Source organism: Bradyrhizobium sp. CIR48 (assembly GCF_014198315.1).
GTDB lineage: Bacteria > Pseudomonadota > Alphaproteobacteria > Rhizobiales > Xanthobacteraceae > Bradyrhizobium.
Window position 1 is genome coordinate 225,411 of sequence record NZ_JACIHG010000012.1, and the last position, 14,763, is coordinate 240,173.

Annotated in this window: 15 protein-coding genes and 1 pseudogene; 6 read left to right on the top strand and 10 right to left on the bottom strand. The window is 64.0% G+C overall.

All coding sequences use genetic code 11. The features are described 5' to 3' along the window. Window positions 1-9: 9 nt before the first annotated feature. A complete protein-coding gene (locus GGD66_RS32570; RefSeq protein WP_020508690.1) occupies window positions 10-459 on the top strand; it encodes a DUF4399 domain-containing protein in 450 nt (149 codons plus the stop codon). Here GGD66_RS32570 and GGD66_RS32575 read toward each other — a convergent pair whose 3' ends face one another. The 10 genes from GGD66_RS32575 to pqqA all read right to left on the bottom strand — a co-directional run bounded on the left by GGD66_RS32575 (window position 460) and on the right by pqqA (window position 10,464). Beyond that, window positions 460-1,515, bottom strand: coding sequence for a 2-oxoacid:ferredoxin oxidoreductase subunit beta (locus GGD66_RS32575; protein ID WP_018318541.1), 1,056 nt, complete (start codon window positions 1,513-1,515; stop codon window positions 460-462). It abuts the gene before it with no gap. Continuing rightward, the gene (locus GGD66_RS32580; RefSeq protein WP_018318542.1) at window positions 1,512-3,359 is read right to left on the bottom strand and encodes a 2-oxoacid:acceptor oxidoreductase subunit alpha; all 1,848 of its coding nucleotides are present in this window, start codon (window positions 3,357-3,359) and stop codon (window positions 1,512-1,514) included. The genes GGD66_RS32575 and GGD66_RS32580 overlap by 4 nt, the downstream gene beginning before the upstream one ends. Further along, complete coding sequence (locus GGD66_RS32585) at window positions 3,329-5,128, bottom strand: FAD-dependent oxidoreductase (RefSeq protein ID WP_183260555.1); 1,800 nt, start codon at window positions 5,126-5,128, stop codon at window positions 3,329-3,331. Before GGD66_RS32585 ends, GGD66_RS32580 begins: the two co-directional genes overlap by 31 nt. A gap of 180 nt (window positions 5,129-5,308) precedes the next feature. After that, window positions 5,309-6,040, bottom strand: coding sequence for a DUF4286 family protein (locus GGD66_RS32590; RefSeq protein WP_183260557.1), 732 nt, complete (start codon window positions 6,038-6,040; stop codon window positions 5,309-5,311). 24 nt (window positions 6,041-6,064) lie between these two features. Next, complete coding sequence (gene pip / locus GGD66_RS32595; RefSeq protein WP_183260559.1) at window positions 6,065-7,051, bottom strand: prolyl aminopeptidase; 987 nt, start codon at window positions 7,049-7,051, stop codon at window positions 6,065-6,067. Then, entirely contained in the window at window positions 7,041-8,240 is a 1,200-nt protein-coding gene (pqqE, locus tag GGD66_RS32600; protein ID WP_183260561.1) for a pyrroloquinoline quinone biosynthesis protein PqqE, read from the bottom strand. The genes pip and pqqE overlap by 11 nt, the downstream gene beginning before the upstream one ends. Then, complete coding sequence (gene pqqD / locus GGD66_RS32605; protein WP_183260563.1) at window positions 8,237-8,548, bottom strand: pyrroloquinoline quinone biosynthesis peptide chaperone PqqD; 312 nt, start codon at window positions 8,546-8,548, stop codon at window positions 8,237-8,239. Before pqqD ends, pqqE begins: the two co-directional genes overlap by 4 nt. 12 nt (window positions 8,549-8,560) lie before the next feature. Continuing rightward, on the bottom strand, window positions 8,561-9,316 hold the full coding sequence (gene pqqC / locus GGD66_RS32610) for a pyrroloquinoline-quinone synthase PqqC (RefSeq protein ID WP_210321755.1): 756 nt from the start codon (window positions 9,314-9,316) through the stop codon (window positions 8,561-8,563). A 20-nt stretch (window positions 9,317-9,336) separates the two neighbouring features. Next, window positions 9,337-10,266 (bottom strand): pyrroloquinoline quinone biosynthesis protein PqqB, encoded by a 930-nt coding sequence (gene pqqB / locus GGD66_RS32615; RefSeq protein WP_183260567.1) that lies wholly within the window; start codon window positions 10,264-10,266, stop codon window positions 9,337-9,339. Window positions 10,267-10,383: 117 nt separating this feature from the next. Next, window positions 10,384-10,464, bottom strand: a complete 81-nt coding sequence (gene pqqA, locus GGD66_RS32620; protein WP_007595659.1) for a pyrroloquinoline quinone precursor peptide PqqA — start codon at window positions 10,462-10,464, stop codon at window positions 10,384-10,386. Window positions 10,465-10,713: 249 nt separating this feature from the next. On the opposite strand from pqqA, the gene GGD66_RS32625 reads away from it, so the two are divergent. The 5 genes and pseudogenes from GGD66_RS32625 to tarD all read left to right on the top strand — a co-directional run bounded on the left by GGD66_RS32625 (window position 10,714) and on the right by tarD (window position 14,709). Continuing rightward, a complete protein-coding gene (locus GGD66_RS32625; protein WP_026202038.1) occupies window positions 10,714-10,971 on the top strand; it encodes a DUF6894 family protein in 258 nt (85 codons plus the stop codon). Window positions 10,972-11,179: 208 nt separating this feature from the next. Continuing rightward, the gene (locus GGD66_RS32630) at window positions 11,180-12,580 is read left to right on the top strand and encodes an amidase family protein (RefSeq protein ID WP_183260569.1); all 1,401 of its coding nucleotides are present in this window, start codon (window positions 11,180-11,182) and stop codon (window positions 12,578-12,580) included. Between the two features lie 2 nt (window positions 12,581-12,582). After that, window positions 12,583-13,060: pseudogene (locus GGD66_RS32635) on the top strand (glutathione peroxidase). 11 nt (window positions 13,061-13,071) lie between these two features. Next, on the top strand, window positions 13,072-13,314 hold the full coding sequence (locus GGD66_RS32640) for a DUF3297 family protein (RefSeq protein ID WP_038950952.1): 243 nt from the start codon (window positions 13,072-13,074) through the stop codon (window positions 13,312-13,314). Between the two features lie 225 nt (window positions 13,315-13,539). Next, window positions 13,540-14,709, top strand: coding sequence for a D(-)-tartrate dehydratase (gene tarD / locus GGD66_RS32645; RefSeq protein ID WP_183260571.1), 1,170 nt, complete (start codon window positions 13,540-13,542; stop codon window positions 14,707-14,709). The last annotated feature ends 54 nt before the right edge of the window (window positions 14,710-14,763 follow it).

Sequence of the window (14,763 nt, forward strand, 5' to 3'; positions counted from 1 at the left end):
GTGGATTTGATGAAGATCATTCATTGTGTCGCACTGGCGACGGCGATCGCAGTGCACCCGGGCGCAGCCTGCTCGCAGGGAAAGACCGCGCCAAAGGACGCAAAACTCTATTTCATCACGCCGCACGATGGGCAGAAGGTTCGCGGTGGATTCTGGGTCCGGTTCGGCCTGCGCAACATGGGCGTGACGCATGCCGGCGACGATTACCAGAATGCCGGTCATCATCATCTGCTGGTCGACGTCAACGATCCCATCGATCCCAAGGAGCCGATCCCGCAGGACAAGTCGCACCTGCATTTCGGCGCAGGGCAGACCGAGACTATGCTGGACCTTGCGCCGGGGACTCACACCCTGCAGCTGGTGCTCGGCGACGCCAAGCACTATCCGTTCGAACCGCCGGTCGTGTCGGAGAAGATCACGATACGCGTCAGGTCGCCGGCTTCGGCGCGGAGCAAATGATCAGCGCAGGCTGGCGTTGATCTTGTCCAGCACCGCCGAGCCCGGGCACAGGGTGTCCGCTTCCAGCGTGTTGAGCGGCGTCTCGACCGTGTTAAGATGCTCGTGCAGATCTTCCGCGTCGGGGTCGACGTAAAGGAGACCGGTGACGATCTGCCCCTTGGCGGCGTGCCGCGCAAGGAAGGTCTGGGCGCCCAGCCGGTCATGCGGATCGTAGTCGGCGTCGATCTTGCGCAGCGCGATCTTGCTGCCGTCATGCTGCTCGACCATTTGCACCGTGCCCGGCGCGTAGTCCACCGCGATGGGATCGCGGCCGACTAGAACGTCGAGCCGGTTCACGGCGTCGTTGTGCTCGCGGACATAGTCGAAGCTCTTGGTCGAGCCGGCGTGGTTGTTGAAGGCGATGCAGGGGCTGATGACGTCGATGAAGGACGCGCCCTTGTGGCGGATCGCAGCCGCGATCAGCGGCACCAGCTGGGTCTTGTCGCCGGAGAAGCTGCGCGCCACGAAGGTGGCGCCCAGCTGCAATGCGATCGCAACGAGGTCGATGGCGTTGTCGGTGTTGGTGACGCCCTTTTTGGACTTCGAGCCGCGGTCGGCGGTGGCCGAGAACTGGCCCTTGGTCAGGCCGTAGACGCCGTTGTTCTCGACGATATAGGTCATGTTGACGCCGCGCCGGATCGAGTGCGCGAACTGGCCGAACCCGATCGAGGCGGAATCGCCGTCGCCGGACACGCCGAGATAGATCAGATCGCGGTTGGCGAGGTTGGCGCCGGTCAAGACCGATGGCATGCGGCCGTGCACGGAGTTGAAGCCGTGCGAATTGCCGAGGAAATAATCCGGCGTCTTCGAGGAGCAGCCGATCCCGGAGATCTTCGCCACCCGGTGCGGCTCGATCGAGAGCTCGTAGCAGGCCTCGATGATCGAAGCCGTGATCGAATCGTGACCGCAGCCGGCACACAGCGTCGAGATCTTGCCCTCGTAGTCGCGATGGGTGTAGCCGAGCTCGTTCTTCTTCAGCCCCGGATGATGGAATTTCGGCTTGGCAATATAGGTCATGACACGGCCTTGCGGAGCGGGGTCACCTTGAGGTGATCCTGGTGGTCGCCAATGGCTTTTGCAATGAAACGGGCGGTGATCGGCGAGCCGTCGTAATGCACGATCGGCACGAGGCGCACCGGGTCGATGCCGTTCTCGTTGACGATCAGCTGGCGGAGCTGGCTGTCGCGGTTCTGCTCGACGACGTAGACGAAATCGTGCTCGGCGAGGAAGCTCGCCACGCTCGAATGGAACGGGAAGGCGCGGATGCGCAGGCGGTCGAGCTGATGCCCGCGCGCTTCCAGAAGGCCGATCGCCTCGTCCATCGCCGGCGACGTCGAGCCGAAATAGATCACGCCGTATTTGGTCGGCCGTTCCGCATTGGCCTGCAGCGGCCGCGGCACCAGGTCCTGCGCGGTCTCGAACTTGCGCATCAGGCGCTGCATGTTGTCGGCATAGACCGAGCCTTCCTCGGAATAGCGCGCATAGCGATCCCGCGAGGTGCCGCGGGTAAAATAGGAGCCCTTGGTCGGGTGCGTGCCGGGATAGGTGCGGTAGGGAATGCCGTCGCCGTCGACATCGAGATAGCGGCCGAAGTCGCGGCCTTCCTCCAGCATCTCCGCGGTCATCACCTTGCCGCGGTCGTATTGCTTGGCATCGTCCCATTTCAGCGGACGGCAGAGCCGGTGATTCATGCCGATGTCGAGGTCGAGCATCAGGAAGATCGTGGTCTGGATCCGCTCGGCGAGATCGAACGCGGCGGCCGCGAATTCGAAGGCCTCGGCGGGATCCTCGGGGAACAGCAACACATGCTTGGTGTCGCCGTGCGAAGCATAGGCGCAGGCGATGATGTCGCATTGCTGGGTGCGGGTCGGCATGCCCGTGGAGGGGCCGGCGCGCTGGATGTTCATGATCACGGCCGGAATCTCGGCGAAGTATGAGAGGCCGATGAATTCGGTCATCAGGGAGATGCCGGGGCCCGATGTCGCGGTGAAGGCGCGGGCGCCGTTCCAGGAGGCGCCGATGACGATGCCGATTGAAGCGAGCTCGTCCTCGCCCTGCACGATGGCGTATTTCGCCTTTCCGGTTTCAGGGTCGTGCCGGTACTTCTTGCAATGGGCGGTGAAGGCCTCCGCCACCGACGAGGACGGCGTGATCGGATACCAGGCGCATACCGTGGCGCCGCCATAGACGGCGCCGAGCGCGGCGGCGCTGTTGCCTTCGATGAAGATGCGGTCACCGACCTTGTCCGACTTTTTCACCCTGAGGCCGAGTGGGCATTTCAGGTTCTGCAGCGCCCAGTCGCGCCCAAGATGCAGCGCGTGGACGTTGGAGGAGAGCAGCTTTTCCTTGCCCTTGTACTGCTCGCCGATCAGCTGCTCGATCAGCTTCGGGTCCATGTCGAGCAGCGCCGAGAGTGCGCCGAGATAGATGATGTTCTTGAACAGCTGGCGCTGGCGCGGATCGGTATAGGTCGAGTTGGTGATGGCGGTGAGCGGCACGCCGATCACGGTGATGTCGTCGCGGAATTTCGTCGACGGCATCGGCTTGGTGGAATCGTAGAACAGATAGCCGCCCGGCTCGATGCCGGCGACGTCCTTGTCCCAGGTCTGCGGGTTCATCGCCACCATCATGTCGACGCCGCCGCGGGCGCCGAGATGGCCGTCCTCGGTCACCCGCACCTCGTACCAGGTCGGCAGGCCCTGGATGTTGGAGGGGAAGATGTTGCGTGGGGAGACCGGAACACCGTGGCGCAGGATCGCGCGCGCGAACATCTCGTTGGCGCTGGCCGAGCCCGAGCCGTTCACGTTGGCGAAGCGGACGACGAAGTCGTTTACGCTGCTGATCGGCTTTTTGTCGGGCATGTCGAACCTGCGTGAGTCATGTCGATGAAATATTTCTGCATGTCCCAGGCGCCGGTGGGACACCGCTCGGCGCACAGCCCGCAATGCAGGCAGACGTCCTCGTCCTTCACCATCACGCGGCCGGTCTTGAGATCCGAGGAGACGTAGAGGTCCTGGTCCGGATGCGGCGAGGGCGCCTTCAGGCGCTGGCGCAGATCGCTTTCTTCTCCGTTGCCCGTGAAGGTGATGCAATCCATCGGGCAGATGTCGGCGCAGGCATCGCACTCGATGCAGAGCGAGGTCGAGAATACGGTCTGCACGTCGCAGTTCAGGCAGCGCTCGGCTTCGCCCAGCGCCAGCTTGACGTCGTAGCCGAGCTCGACCTCGGCGCGGATGTCCTTCAGCGCGATCACCTTGTCGCGATGCGGCACCTTGTAGCGCTTGTCGATCGAGATGTCGTTGTCATAGCTCCATTCGTGGATGCCCATTTTCTGCGATGAGACATGCACCTCAGGCAGCGGCCGCTCGGTAATGTCCTCGCCCGAGAGCATCTTGTGGATCGACAATGCGGCGTCATGGCCGTGCGCGACCGCCCAGATGATGTTTTTGGGGCCGAACGCGGCATCGCCGCCGAAGAACACTTTTGGATTGGTCGATACGAAGGTCTTGGGATCGACCTTCGGCATGTGCCATTTGTCGAACTCGATGCCGCAATCCTGCTCGATCCAGGGGAAGGCGTTTTCCTGGCCGACCGCGACCAGCACGTCGTCGCAGGGAATGGTCTGATCGGGATCGCCCGAAGGCACGAGGTTGCGGCGGCCTTTGGCGTCATATTCGGCTTTGACGTGCTGGAAGGTGACGCCGATGAGCTTGCCGGCGACGTGCTTGAATGCCACCGGCACCATGTAGTTGAGGATCGGAATATCCTCGTGGAGCGCGTCCTCCTTCTCCCACGGCGAGGCCTTCATCTCCTCGAAGCCGGAACGCACGATCACCGTAACTTTCTCGCCGCCGAGCCGGCGCGCGGTGCGGCAGCAGTCCATTGCGGTGTTGCCGCCGCCGAGCACGATCACGCGCTTGCCGATCTTGTCGATATGGCCGAACGAGACCGAGGCCAGCCATTCGATGCCGATATGGATATTGCCAGCCGCTTCCTTGCGGCCGGGAATGTCGAGCTCTCGGCCGCGCGGCGCGCCGGAGCCGACGAAGATCGCGTCGTATTTCTCCGCGAGCAGCGACTTCATGCTCTCGATGCGGTGGCCACCTTTGAACTCGACGCCGAGACCCAGGATGTAGCCGGTCTCCTCGTCGATCACCGAATTGGGCAGGCGGAATTTCGGGATCTGCGTGCGCATCATGCCGCCGGCTTCCGGATCGGCATCGAATACGGTGCAGTGATAGCCGAGCGGCGCGAGATCGCGCGCCACCGTCAGCGAGGCCGGACCGCCGCCGACGAAGGCAACGCGCTTGCCGTTCTTCGGTGCAGGGCGCGGCAGGCGCTGCTTGATGTCGTCCTTGAAATCGGCGGCGACACGCTTGAGCCGGCAGATTGCGACCGGCGTCTCCTCGACGCGTCCGCGGCGGCACGCCGGCTCGCATGGACGATCGCAGGTGCGTCCCAGAATTCCGGGAAACACGTTCGATCTCCAATTGATCATGTAGGCGTCGCTATAGCGGCCTTGTGCGATCAGTCGGATATATTCGGGAACCGGGGTGTGCGCAGGACAGGCCCATTGGCAATCGACCACTTTGTGAAAGTAGTCGGGGGCCGCGATATCGGTCGGTTTCATTCCTACCCTGTCCGCGCAGGCTCAAAGACCCGGCGGCCTCTTCTGAGCTTGGCGAACGCTTAACGCGCTGCGATCTGGTTTCTGAATGACGTCATTGGGTTAGCTTATTAGAACCTTTCCGAAGTACAACGGCAAAGTTCGGTGCGTCCCCGCTTTCATGGGAGCTACGCGCGCACAGCATTAACGGCCGCGCGCGATGCGCGTGCGGTGCAATATGTTGCGATGCAGATGGTTGTTCAGCCGCGCGATGTCGCTCTTTGCGAGGTCCCACATCAGGCTGTAAGTCCCGACCGAGACGGGCAGCGGGAAGGGCGATGCCGCAGGGCCGGTGAAGCGCTCGGCGATCACGGCCGAGACCGCGCCGACATGCGTGCCGTCGATCAGCACGAACCAGTCGCGTGCGCCTTCGTTGCGCACCGCCGGAATGTCCGCGGTCGCGCCAGACAATTCCGGCTCGCTTTCGAGCAGATGCATCGAGATGATGCCGTCGCGCCGCTCCGGCGCCAGCTTTTCTTGCAGCGCATCACGCCATGCGCCAGCATTGTCGGCTGTGGGCCGCAGCCGCACGAGGCCGAGCGCAGCGCCGCGGCCGGTGCCGTTGCTGATGGTAATGCGCGCGACGACACGGAGCATGTCCTTGAAATGCGCCATGCTTTGCCGCGACCATTCGGTCTGGTTGGCCAGGCGCGCCCGATAGGCGGGACTGTCGAGCACGTCGAGCGTCGCGGTCGAGTACAGCGAGAGATATTTGGGATTGGCGGCATGCGCGACATAGCGCCGCGCTTCCAGGAAACCGTCGATCGCGACGCGCTCTTCCAGATGCTCTCGATCGTACCAGCGATTGAAATCGGCCTCATTGGCTGCGTCGATATTCATCGACGTCAGCAGCATGCCCTTTCCGGCGAGCGGCATTTTCTTGTTGTCCTTTTTCGCGCATTAGCGCGCGGCCTTCGACGCAAGGTCGGCAATCGACTTCATGACCGCATCCCTCACGCCGGCATCATAGAGCGAATGTCCGGCTTCTTCCACGAGGCGAATCTCGGAACCCGGCCAAACTTTCGCGAGCGCGTGTGATGTCTCAGGAGGGCACAACAGGTCGTAGCGGCCCTGCACGACAATGCCGGGAATCCCGGCGAGCCGGTCCGCGTTCCGCAGCAGCTGGGCTTCGTTCATGAAGGAGTTGTTGATGAAGTAATGCGCCTCCATGAACGGCGTCGCCGGCAGCGTGCGCCAGACGTTTAGCGACGCCAGGTCCAGCCGCATCTTGGCGGCCTTGTGCTCCGACAGGGCTCGCTCGGTGTCGTGCCAGGCGCGGGCCGCAGGTCCGTGAACGGCCGGATCGGCATCGAGGATGCGGCGATAATAGGCTTCCACCGGGCGCGCACGTTCCTCAGGCGGCAGCACGCTCAGAAAATCCTCGTAGAGCGCGGGATAGAATTGCGGCAGGCGCCCCGTGAAGGCCGTTTCGACCTCGGCCCGCGTGCCCAGAAAGGTCGCGCGGAGCGCGATGCCGGAGACGCGCTCGGGATGGGCCTGCGCATACGCCAGCGCCAGCGTCGCACCCCAGGAGCCGCCGACCACCATCCAGCGGTCAAAGCCGAACTTTTCGCGGATTTTCTCCATGTCCGCGATCAGATGTGCCGTGGTGTTGTGCTCGCGCGATCCCTTGGGCCGGCTGCGGCCGCAGCCGCGCTGGTCGAACAGCACGGCGCAGAAGCGATCAGGGTCGAACAGCCGGCGATGATCGGGCTGGCAGCCGCTGCCGGGCCCGCCGTGCAGGTAGACCGCGGGAATGCCGTCGCTGCGACCGACGCTCTCGACATAGAGCTCATGGCCGTCGCCGACGTCGAGCATGTCGGAGGTCAGCGGCGCAAAGGGATCGGCACGCCTCGCCGCTGTGCCTGCGTCGGCGTCAGGCCCCATTCTCTGATTCCAGGGTGCCGCCGGCGAAGTTGCGATAGAGGAAGCGGCTGGTCTCGCCCTCGGCCTCACGCTCGGCCTGCTTGAAGATGGTCTCGTGCAGCGGCGACAGCGCGCAGGCCGGATCGGTGTTGGCGGCATCGCCGGTCAGCGCGAAGGCCTGGCAGCGGCAGCCGCCAAAATCGATCTCGCGGAATTCGCAAGACTTGCACGGCTCCTTCATCCAGCCGGTGCCGCGATAGCGGTTGAAGGCCTCGGAGTTCTGCCAGATCCAGGCGATCGAATGGTTGGAGCGGACCGATTCGAAGTCGAGCCCGGTGATGCTCTCGGCGGCGTGGCAGGGCAGCACCTTGCCGGCGGGCGAGATGTTGAAGAACTGCCGGCCCCAGCCGCCCATGCACTTCTTCGGCCGCAGCGCGTAATAATCAGGGACGACGTAGTCAATCGCGAGCGTACCCCTCAGCCGCTCGCGCGCCTCCTCGACGATGCGCGTGCACTCATCTAACTGCGCCACGCTCGGCATCAGCGCGGCACGGTTCTTCAGCGCCCAGCCGTAATACTGGACATTGGCGACCTCGAGCCGGTCGGCGTCGAGATCGACAGACATCTGGATGATGTCAGGCAGCTGGTGCAGGTTCTGGCGGTGCATCACCGCGTTCACGGTGAGCGGCAGATCGAGCTCGCGCGTCCACTTTGCGACCTCGAGCTTCTTGCGGTGCCCGTTCTTGTAGCCGGCGACGCGATCGGCGAGGCCTTCTTCAACGCCCTGGAAACTGATCTGCACGTGGCAGAGCCCGGCATCGGCGAGATCGCTGAGCTTTTCGCGCGTCAGCAGCACGGCCGAGGTGATCAGGTTGGTGTAGAGGCCGACGTCACTGGCATGCTTGACGAGGTCGACGAGGTCCTTGCGCGCCGTCGGCTCGCCGCCGGAGAAATGCACCTGCAGCACGCCGATCTCGGCAAGCTCGCTCAAGACCTTCTTCCATTCCTCGGTGGTCAGCTCCTTGCCCGAGCGATCGAGCTCGACCGGGTTGGAGCAGTAGGGGCATTGCAGCGGGCAGCGATGGGTGATCTCGAGCAGCACGGCGAGCGGAATGCCAAAGGTCTCCGCCGTCGAGCGCTGCTTCTCCAGCACCGCGAGGCTGTCGCTGGCATCAGGGGGGATCATGGGGTTGCCGAGCACATCGCTCATGACGTCTTCTCCCGGGCCTCCGTGAGAAAGCCCTTGTCGGCGAGATCCTGCAGCATGACGATGACGTCGGCGAGGATCGCCTCGCGTGGCGCGGCGTATTTCACCGCCAACGCGTCCGCAATGTCGCCGACATTGCGGACGCCGTTGCAGAGCTGCAAGACCTCGACTGCGATCTCGTCGGGTGCCAGCACCCGTTCCGGTGCCAGGATCACCCAGACCTTCCGCGTCTCGTCATATTTCAGCTTGGCATGCCGCGGCAGCACGGGGCGGCTTGCCTCGCTGACACTGATGTTCCGCGGCCCGGCCATTGCTCTTGTCCCTCAACTCGCCTTGGGCACGAACGCGCCCGGCGGAATGTGGCCCTCGACATAGGCGTGCTGAAGCGCGTCAAGCTGCACCCACAGCACGTTGGTCTTGAAGATCAGCGCGTTGCACACTTGCGCGCGCTGCTCCGGCGTCGTGGCATGCGCCTTGACATAGTCGAGCGCAAAGCCGGCATCGCGCGGCGCCTGCGCCAGGCGGCGCTTGAAGTAGCTCATGATGTCGGGGTTGACGAAATCATAGTGCTGCAGCATGCCGGAGATGCGTTCTTCATGCAGGTTCGGCGCGAACAGCTCGGTGAGCGAGGAGGCGATCGCCTCCAGCGGGCTTTTTTCGCGGCAGTAATGCACGTAGGCCTCCACCGCGAAGCGCGTCGCCGGCAAAATGCCTTCGGTCGATTCCACATAGGCCGTGTCGAGGCCGAGGCCTTCGGTCAGCTTCAGCCAGCGCTCGATGCCGCCTTCGCTGCCGACGTCGCCGTCATGATCCTCGATGCGGTGGCGCCATTCCAGGCGCGTGGCGCGGTCGCGGAAACGCGAGATCACCACCGCGTCCTTGATCGGGATCGTGCTCTGGTAATAGTAGCGGTTCAGCGCCCAGGCCTGCACCTGGCCCTTGTTCAGCTTGCCGCCGTGCAGCAGCTTGTGGAACGGATGCAGGCTGTGATAGCGCGTCGCCCCGATATGGCGCAGCGTCGCCTCGAGCTCCTCGGCCGAGTTGAGCCTCAGATCCTTGCCGATCGACAGCGCAGTCATTCCAGTCATTGACGCCGCATTCACAGCACGATCTCCGTTCCATCCGCCGGTATCTGCCAGCCCGCCGCCTCGACGGCCTTGCGCTCGGATGAGGCAGGTAGCAGCGCCGGGTTCGAGTTATTGATATGCAGAAATATCTTCCTGTCGATAGCGAGGTCGGCCAGCCGTGCGATCGCGCCGTCCTCGCCGGACATGGCGACATGTCCCATGCTCTTGCCGGTCTTGTGGCCGAGCCCGCATTTGATCATCTCGTCGTCCTGCCAGACCGTACCGTCGAAGAACACCAGCGAAGCGCCGTCGATCTCGGCCTTGAGCGCGTCGGTCACCTCTGCGCAGGCGGCGATGAAGTAGAAGCACTTGCCGGTGGCCTTGTCGGTGATCTTCAGGCCGAGCGTGTCGCCGTCGCCGCTGTCCCCGCCGGGATGCGCCTTGCCTTCCAGATACCAGGCCGACTTGCCCGAGACCGCGAAGGACAGCACCTCCAGTCCGGAGCGGGTGCCGTCGGGCAGGCGCGGCTCGAATGGCTCGCGGATTGCCATCGGCTGGCGCTGCACGTGCTTCTCGTTCAGCACGTTGAAGATGCTGTTGCTGGCAAGGATCGCCAGCACCTTCTCGTGCGCATAGACCGTGAACGGCGACCCCTCGCGCATCGAGAGCAGGCCGGCCACCGCATCCACTTCGCTGTTGGTCAGGATCACGCCCGCAATCGGCGTATGGCGCAGCGCCCCGGCCTTGGGGTGCAGTTGCGGCGTGGCATTCAGTTGCTGGCGGAGATCCGGTGAGGCATTGATCAGGAACCAGTGCTCGCCATCGCCGCTGAAGGCGACCGAGGCCTGGGTTCTCAAGAGCTCATGGCCGTTCTCACGGGCCGCCCGGCAGCCCTCGCAGCCGCAATTCCATTGCGGCACTCCGCCGCCAGCTGCGGCGCCCAGGACGACGACGCGAAGCATGATCCGTCTCCTGGAAGCAACGTCACGAGGTGGATCTCAGGCCGACACGATTTCCCTCATTCGGAAACCGGTCGTGACCGAAAGACCCACCTGCGCTGAACGCAGATCACCAACCGCTTACTTGCGGGTGGCGCTCACATACATGTTGATTTCCATGCCGCAGGGCACTTCGACGATCTTCGGGGCTTTCCAGGCCATTTTGGCACTCCATTTTCGCGAATTCGGACGTATCGCCCACCCGTTAAATTAGTGCGCGCTGAGAAGTTCGCCAGTGAAATTTTCCCGAGAAGCCCATGTTGCGCCGCGAAAAAAAGCCTTCGGGAACGCTCACTTCTGGGGCGCTGCCTTGCGTTCGGCGCATTCGGTCGCGAACCCTGTCCTGATAAAGCAGTTGTGAGTGCAGTGCAGCTTTCAATCCGGTACAGGCGACCCAACTGGATCTCGATGATGCCCAGATACTACTTCAATACCCGTATCGGCGACGAACTGATCGTGGATCCCGAAGGCGAGGATCTGCGCAACCCCGACCGCGCCTGGGAGGTCGCCCGCCAGATGATCCTTGAAGTGGTGAAATCCGAGGGCACCCAGCGCGCCCTGCTGGACGCCGTGATCGAGGTCACCGACGCCGAAGGCGAGATCGTGCTGGAGTTTCCCTTCACCGAGGCGCTGCTGGACATCCCGGACGCGTCCGCAACGCGGCATTAGCGGGCGCTCTCTCCGGTCATTGCGAGCGCAGGAAGCAATCCAGAGACTCTCCGCGGAGGAAGTCTGGATTGCTTCGTCGCAAGGGCTCCTCGCAAAGACGACGGAGAATGAGGCACCACCCGGCGCCCCAGCGCCTTCGCCCCTGCGAAATCCGCATGGCTTTGCCGCGTTCCCGGCGCTAAAAGACGCCGGTTACACGGAGCAAGCCATGCAAGATCTCTGGCGCCTGTCGGCTGCCGACCTCGCCTCCCTCGTCAAGTCCAAAAAGGTGTCCGCCAGGGAGGCGGCCAAGGCCGGGCTTGCCCGCCTGGATGCCGTCAATCCCCAGCTCAACGCGGTGATCGACCACCGGCCGGACGACGTGCTCAAGCAAGCCGACGCCGTCGATGCCGCCATCGCGCGGGGCGAGGACCCCGGCGTGCTCGCCGGCGTGCCCGTCACCATCAAGGCCAATGTCGACCAGGAGGGCTTTGCCACCACCAACGGCCTGAAGCTCCAGCGCGATTTGATCGCGCGCGAGGACAATCCGGTGATCGCCAATTTCCGCAAAGCCGGGGCCATTCTCCTTGGCCGCACCAATTGCCCGGCCTTCTCCTATCGTTGGTTCACCACCAACCTCGTCCATGGCGACACCAAGAATCCGCGTGACGCCTCTCTGACCCCGGGCGGCTCGTCCGGCGGCGCCGGTTCGGCGGTCGCGGCCGGTATCGGCCACATCGCCCACGGCACCGACATCGCCGGCTCGATCCGCTACCCCGCCTATGCCTGCGGCGTGCACGGCCTGCGCCCGACGCTCGGCCGCATTCCCGCCTTCAACCCGGCGCTGCCGGAGCGTCCGATCGGGCCGCAGATCATGGCGGTGTCGGGTCCGCTGGCGCGCACCGTCAACGACCTCAGGATTTCACTGGCCGCGATGTCGGCCCGCGACATCCGCGATCCCTGGTACGCACCAGTGCCGCTGGAAGGCCCAGCACGGGACAAGCGCGCCGCGCTCTGCCTCAATCCGGACGGCCTTGCCACCATGCCCGAAGTGAAGGCGGCGGTGAGCAATGCCGGCAAGCGGCTCGAGCGTGCCGGTTGGACGGTCGAGACGATCGAAAACACGCCGTCGATGCGCGAGGCGGTCGAGTGGCAGATCAAGCTTTGGCTCGGCGACGGCTATGAGGCGCAGCTGGAGATGGCCGAGCGTGAGGGCGATCCCGGTGCGCTGGCGTGCCTGCGCGGCAATCGCGGCAGGGTCACGCCGATGGATCAGGCGAATTACGCCAAGGCGCTGACCCGAAGAGCCACCCTGACCCGCGACTGGATGCTGTTCTTCGAAAAATACGCGGTGCTGCTGACGCCGGTGTCCGGCGAGCTGCCGTTCCCCGATCATCTCGATCGCAAGGACGATGAGTCGTTCAAGCGGGTCTGGGAAGCGCAGCTGCCGCAGATCGCCATTCCCTTCATGGGATTGCCGGGCCTTGTGGTCTCCACCGGTCTCGTCGGCAAGGCGCCCGTCGGCGTGCACATCGTCTCCGGCCGCTATCGCGAGGATTTGTGCCTGCTCGCAGGCGAGGCGATCGAGGCGGGCGGCGTGCCGCCGTCGCCGATCGATCCCGTGGGTTAGCGATGTCCGTGATCTACGATTTCAAGGCCAACTCGCTTGCCGGCGGAGGAGGTCGCCCTGAAACGTTTCGAGGGGCAGGTGCTACTGATCGTCAACACCGCGAGCAAATGCGGCTTCACGCCGCAATATCGTGGTCTGGAGGATCTGCATCGCGATCTCTCGCCGCGCGGCTTCTCGGTGCTCGGCTTTCCCTGCAACCAGTTCGGCGCGCAGGAGCCGGGGCGGGCGGACGAGATCCAGGCGTTCTGCTCGACCCATTACGACGTCACCTTTCCCTTGTTCGAGAAGATCGACGTCAACGGCGCCAATGCGCACCCTCTGTATGAGTACCTGAAACGCCAGCAATCCGGGCTTCTCGGCGCCGCCATCAAATGGAATTTCACCAAATTCCTGGTGGACCGTGCCGGCAAGGTGGTCGCGCGCTACGCTCCGACCGCGCGGCCCGAAGGATTGCGGAATCAAATCGAAACACTGTTGTGAGCGAGACAATCATGAGCGACGAATTTCCGGACCGCCTGTCGGTCGATCCGAACAGCCCCTATTACAACGCGGACATCCTCGCGCGCGACGTCGGCATCCGCTTCAAGGGCGTCGAGAAGACCAATGTCGAGGAATACTGCATCAGCGAAGGCTGGGTCCGCGTCACCGCCGGCAACGCCAAGGATCGCCACGGCAACCCGCTGACCATCAAGGTGCATGGCCCGGTGGAGCCGTATTTCAGGGATAAGAAATAGACCACCGTCATTCCGGGGCGATGAGAATCCGCCGCGCGTCCAAATGCAAGACCGTCACCCTGAGTTGGCCGCTCCTTCAGCGGCCCTCGAAGGGCGACAGCCCGGCTGCACCTCGGCCGTTCATCCTTCGAGGCTCCCGATGGGGCGCTGAGCGCCCCATCACTCGCACCTCAGGATGACGGGGAGACAGTCCGGCGAATTCCTCTCAACACCCAAGGCTACCCCATGTCCGTCCGCATCGTCGACGTCCGCGAAATTACAAAACCGATCTCCTCGCCGATCCGCAACGCCTATATCGACTTCACCAAGATGACGACGAGCCTCGTCGCCGTCGTCACCGACGTGGTGCGCGACGGCAAGCGCGTGATCGGCTACGGCTTCAACTCCAACGGCCGTTACGGGCAGGGCGGCCTGATCCGCGAACGTTTTGCCTCGCGCATCACCGAGGCCGATCCGAAGTCGCTGCTGAATGCGGCTGGCGACAATCTCGACCCCGACAAGGTCTGGGGCGCGATGATGACCAACGAGAAGCCCGGCGGCCACGGCGAGCGTTCGGTCGCAGTCGGCACCATCGACATGGCGGTGTGGGACGCGGTGGCGAAGATCGCCGGCAAGCCGCTGTTCCGCCTGCTCGCCGAACGTCACGGCGTCAAAGCCAATCCGCGCGTGTTCGTCTACGCCGCCGGTGGCTATTACTATCCCGGCAAGGACCTCTCGATGCTGCGCGGCGAGATGCGCGGCTATCTCGACCGCGGCTACAATGTCGTGAAGATGAAGATCGGCGGCGCCGATATCGACGAGGACCGCACCCGCATCGAGGCGGTGCTGAAGGAGATCGGCAAGGACGCGCAGCTCGCCGTCGACGCCAACGGCCGCTTCAATCTCGAGACCGGCATCGCCTATGCCAAGATGCTGCGGGACCATCCCTTGTTCTGGTACGAGGAAGTCGGCGATCCCCTCGACTATGCGCTGCAGGCCGCGCTCGCCGAATTCTATCCGGGCCCGATGGCCACAGGCGAGAATCTCTTCAGCCACCAGGATGCCCGCAATCTGATCCGCTACGGCGGCATGCGCCCCGACCGCGACTGGCTGCAATTCGACTGCGCGCTGTCCTATGGCCTCTGCGAATACCAGCGCACGCTGGAAGTCCTGAAGACCCACGGCTGGTCCCCCAGCCGCTGCATCCCGCACGGCGGCCACCAGATGTCGCTCAACATCGCAGCCGGCTTAGGCTTGGGTGGCAATGAGAGCTATCCCGACCTGTTCCAGCCCTACGGCGGCTTCCCGGATGGTGTGCGCGTCGAGAACGGCCACATCACCATGCCGGAGCTTGCAGGCATCGGCTTCGAAGGCAAGTCGGATCTCTACAAGGAAATGAAGGCGCTGGCGGAGTAGGCTTGAGGCCGCGATGGCCGCGCCACACCCTCCGCTGTCATGCCCCGGCTTGAC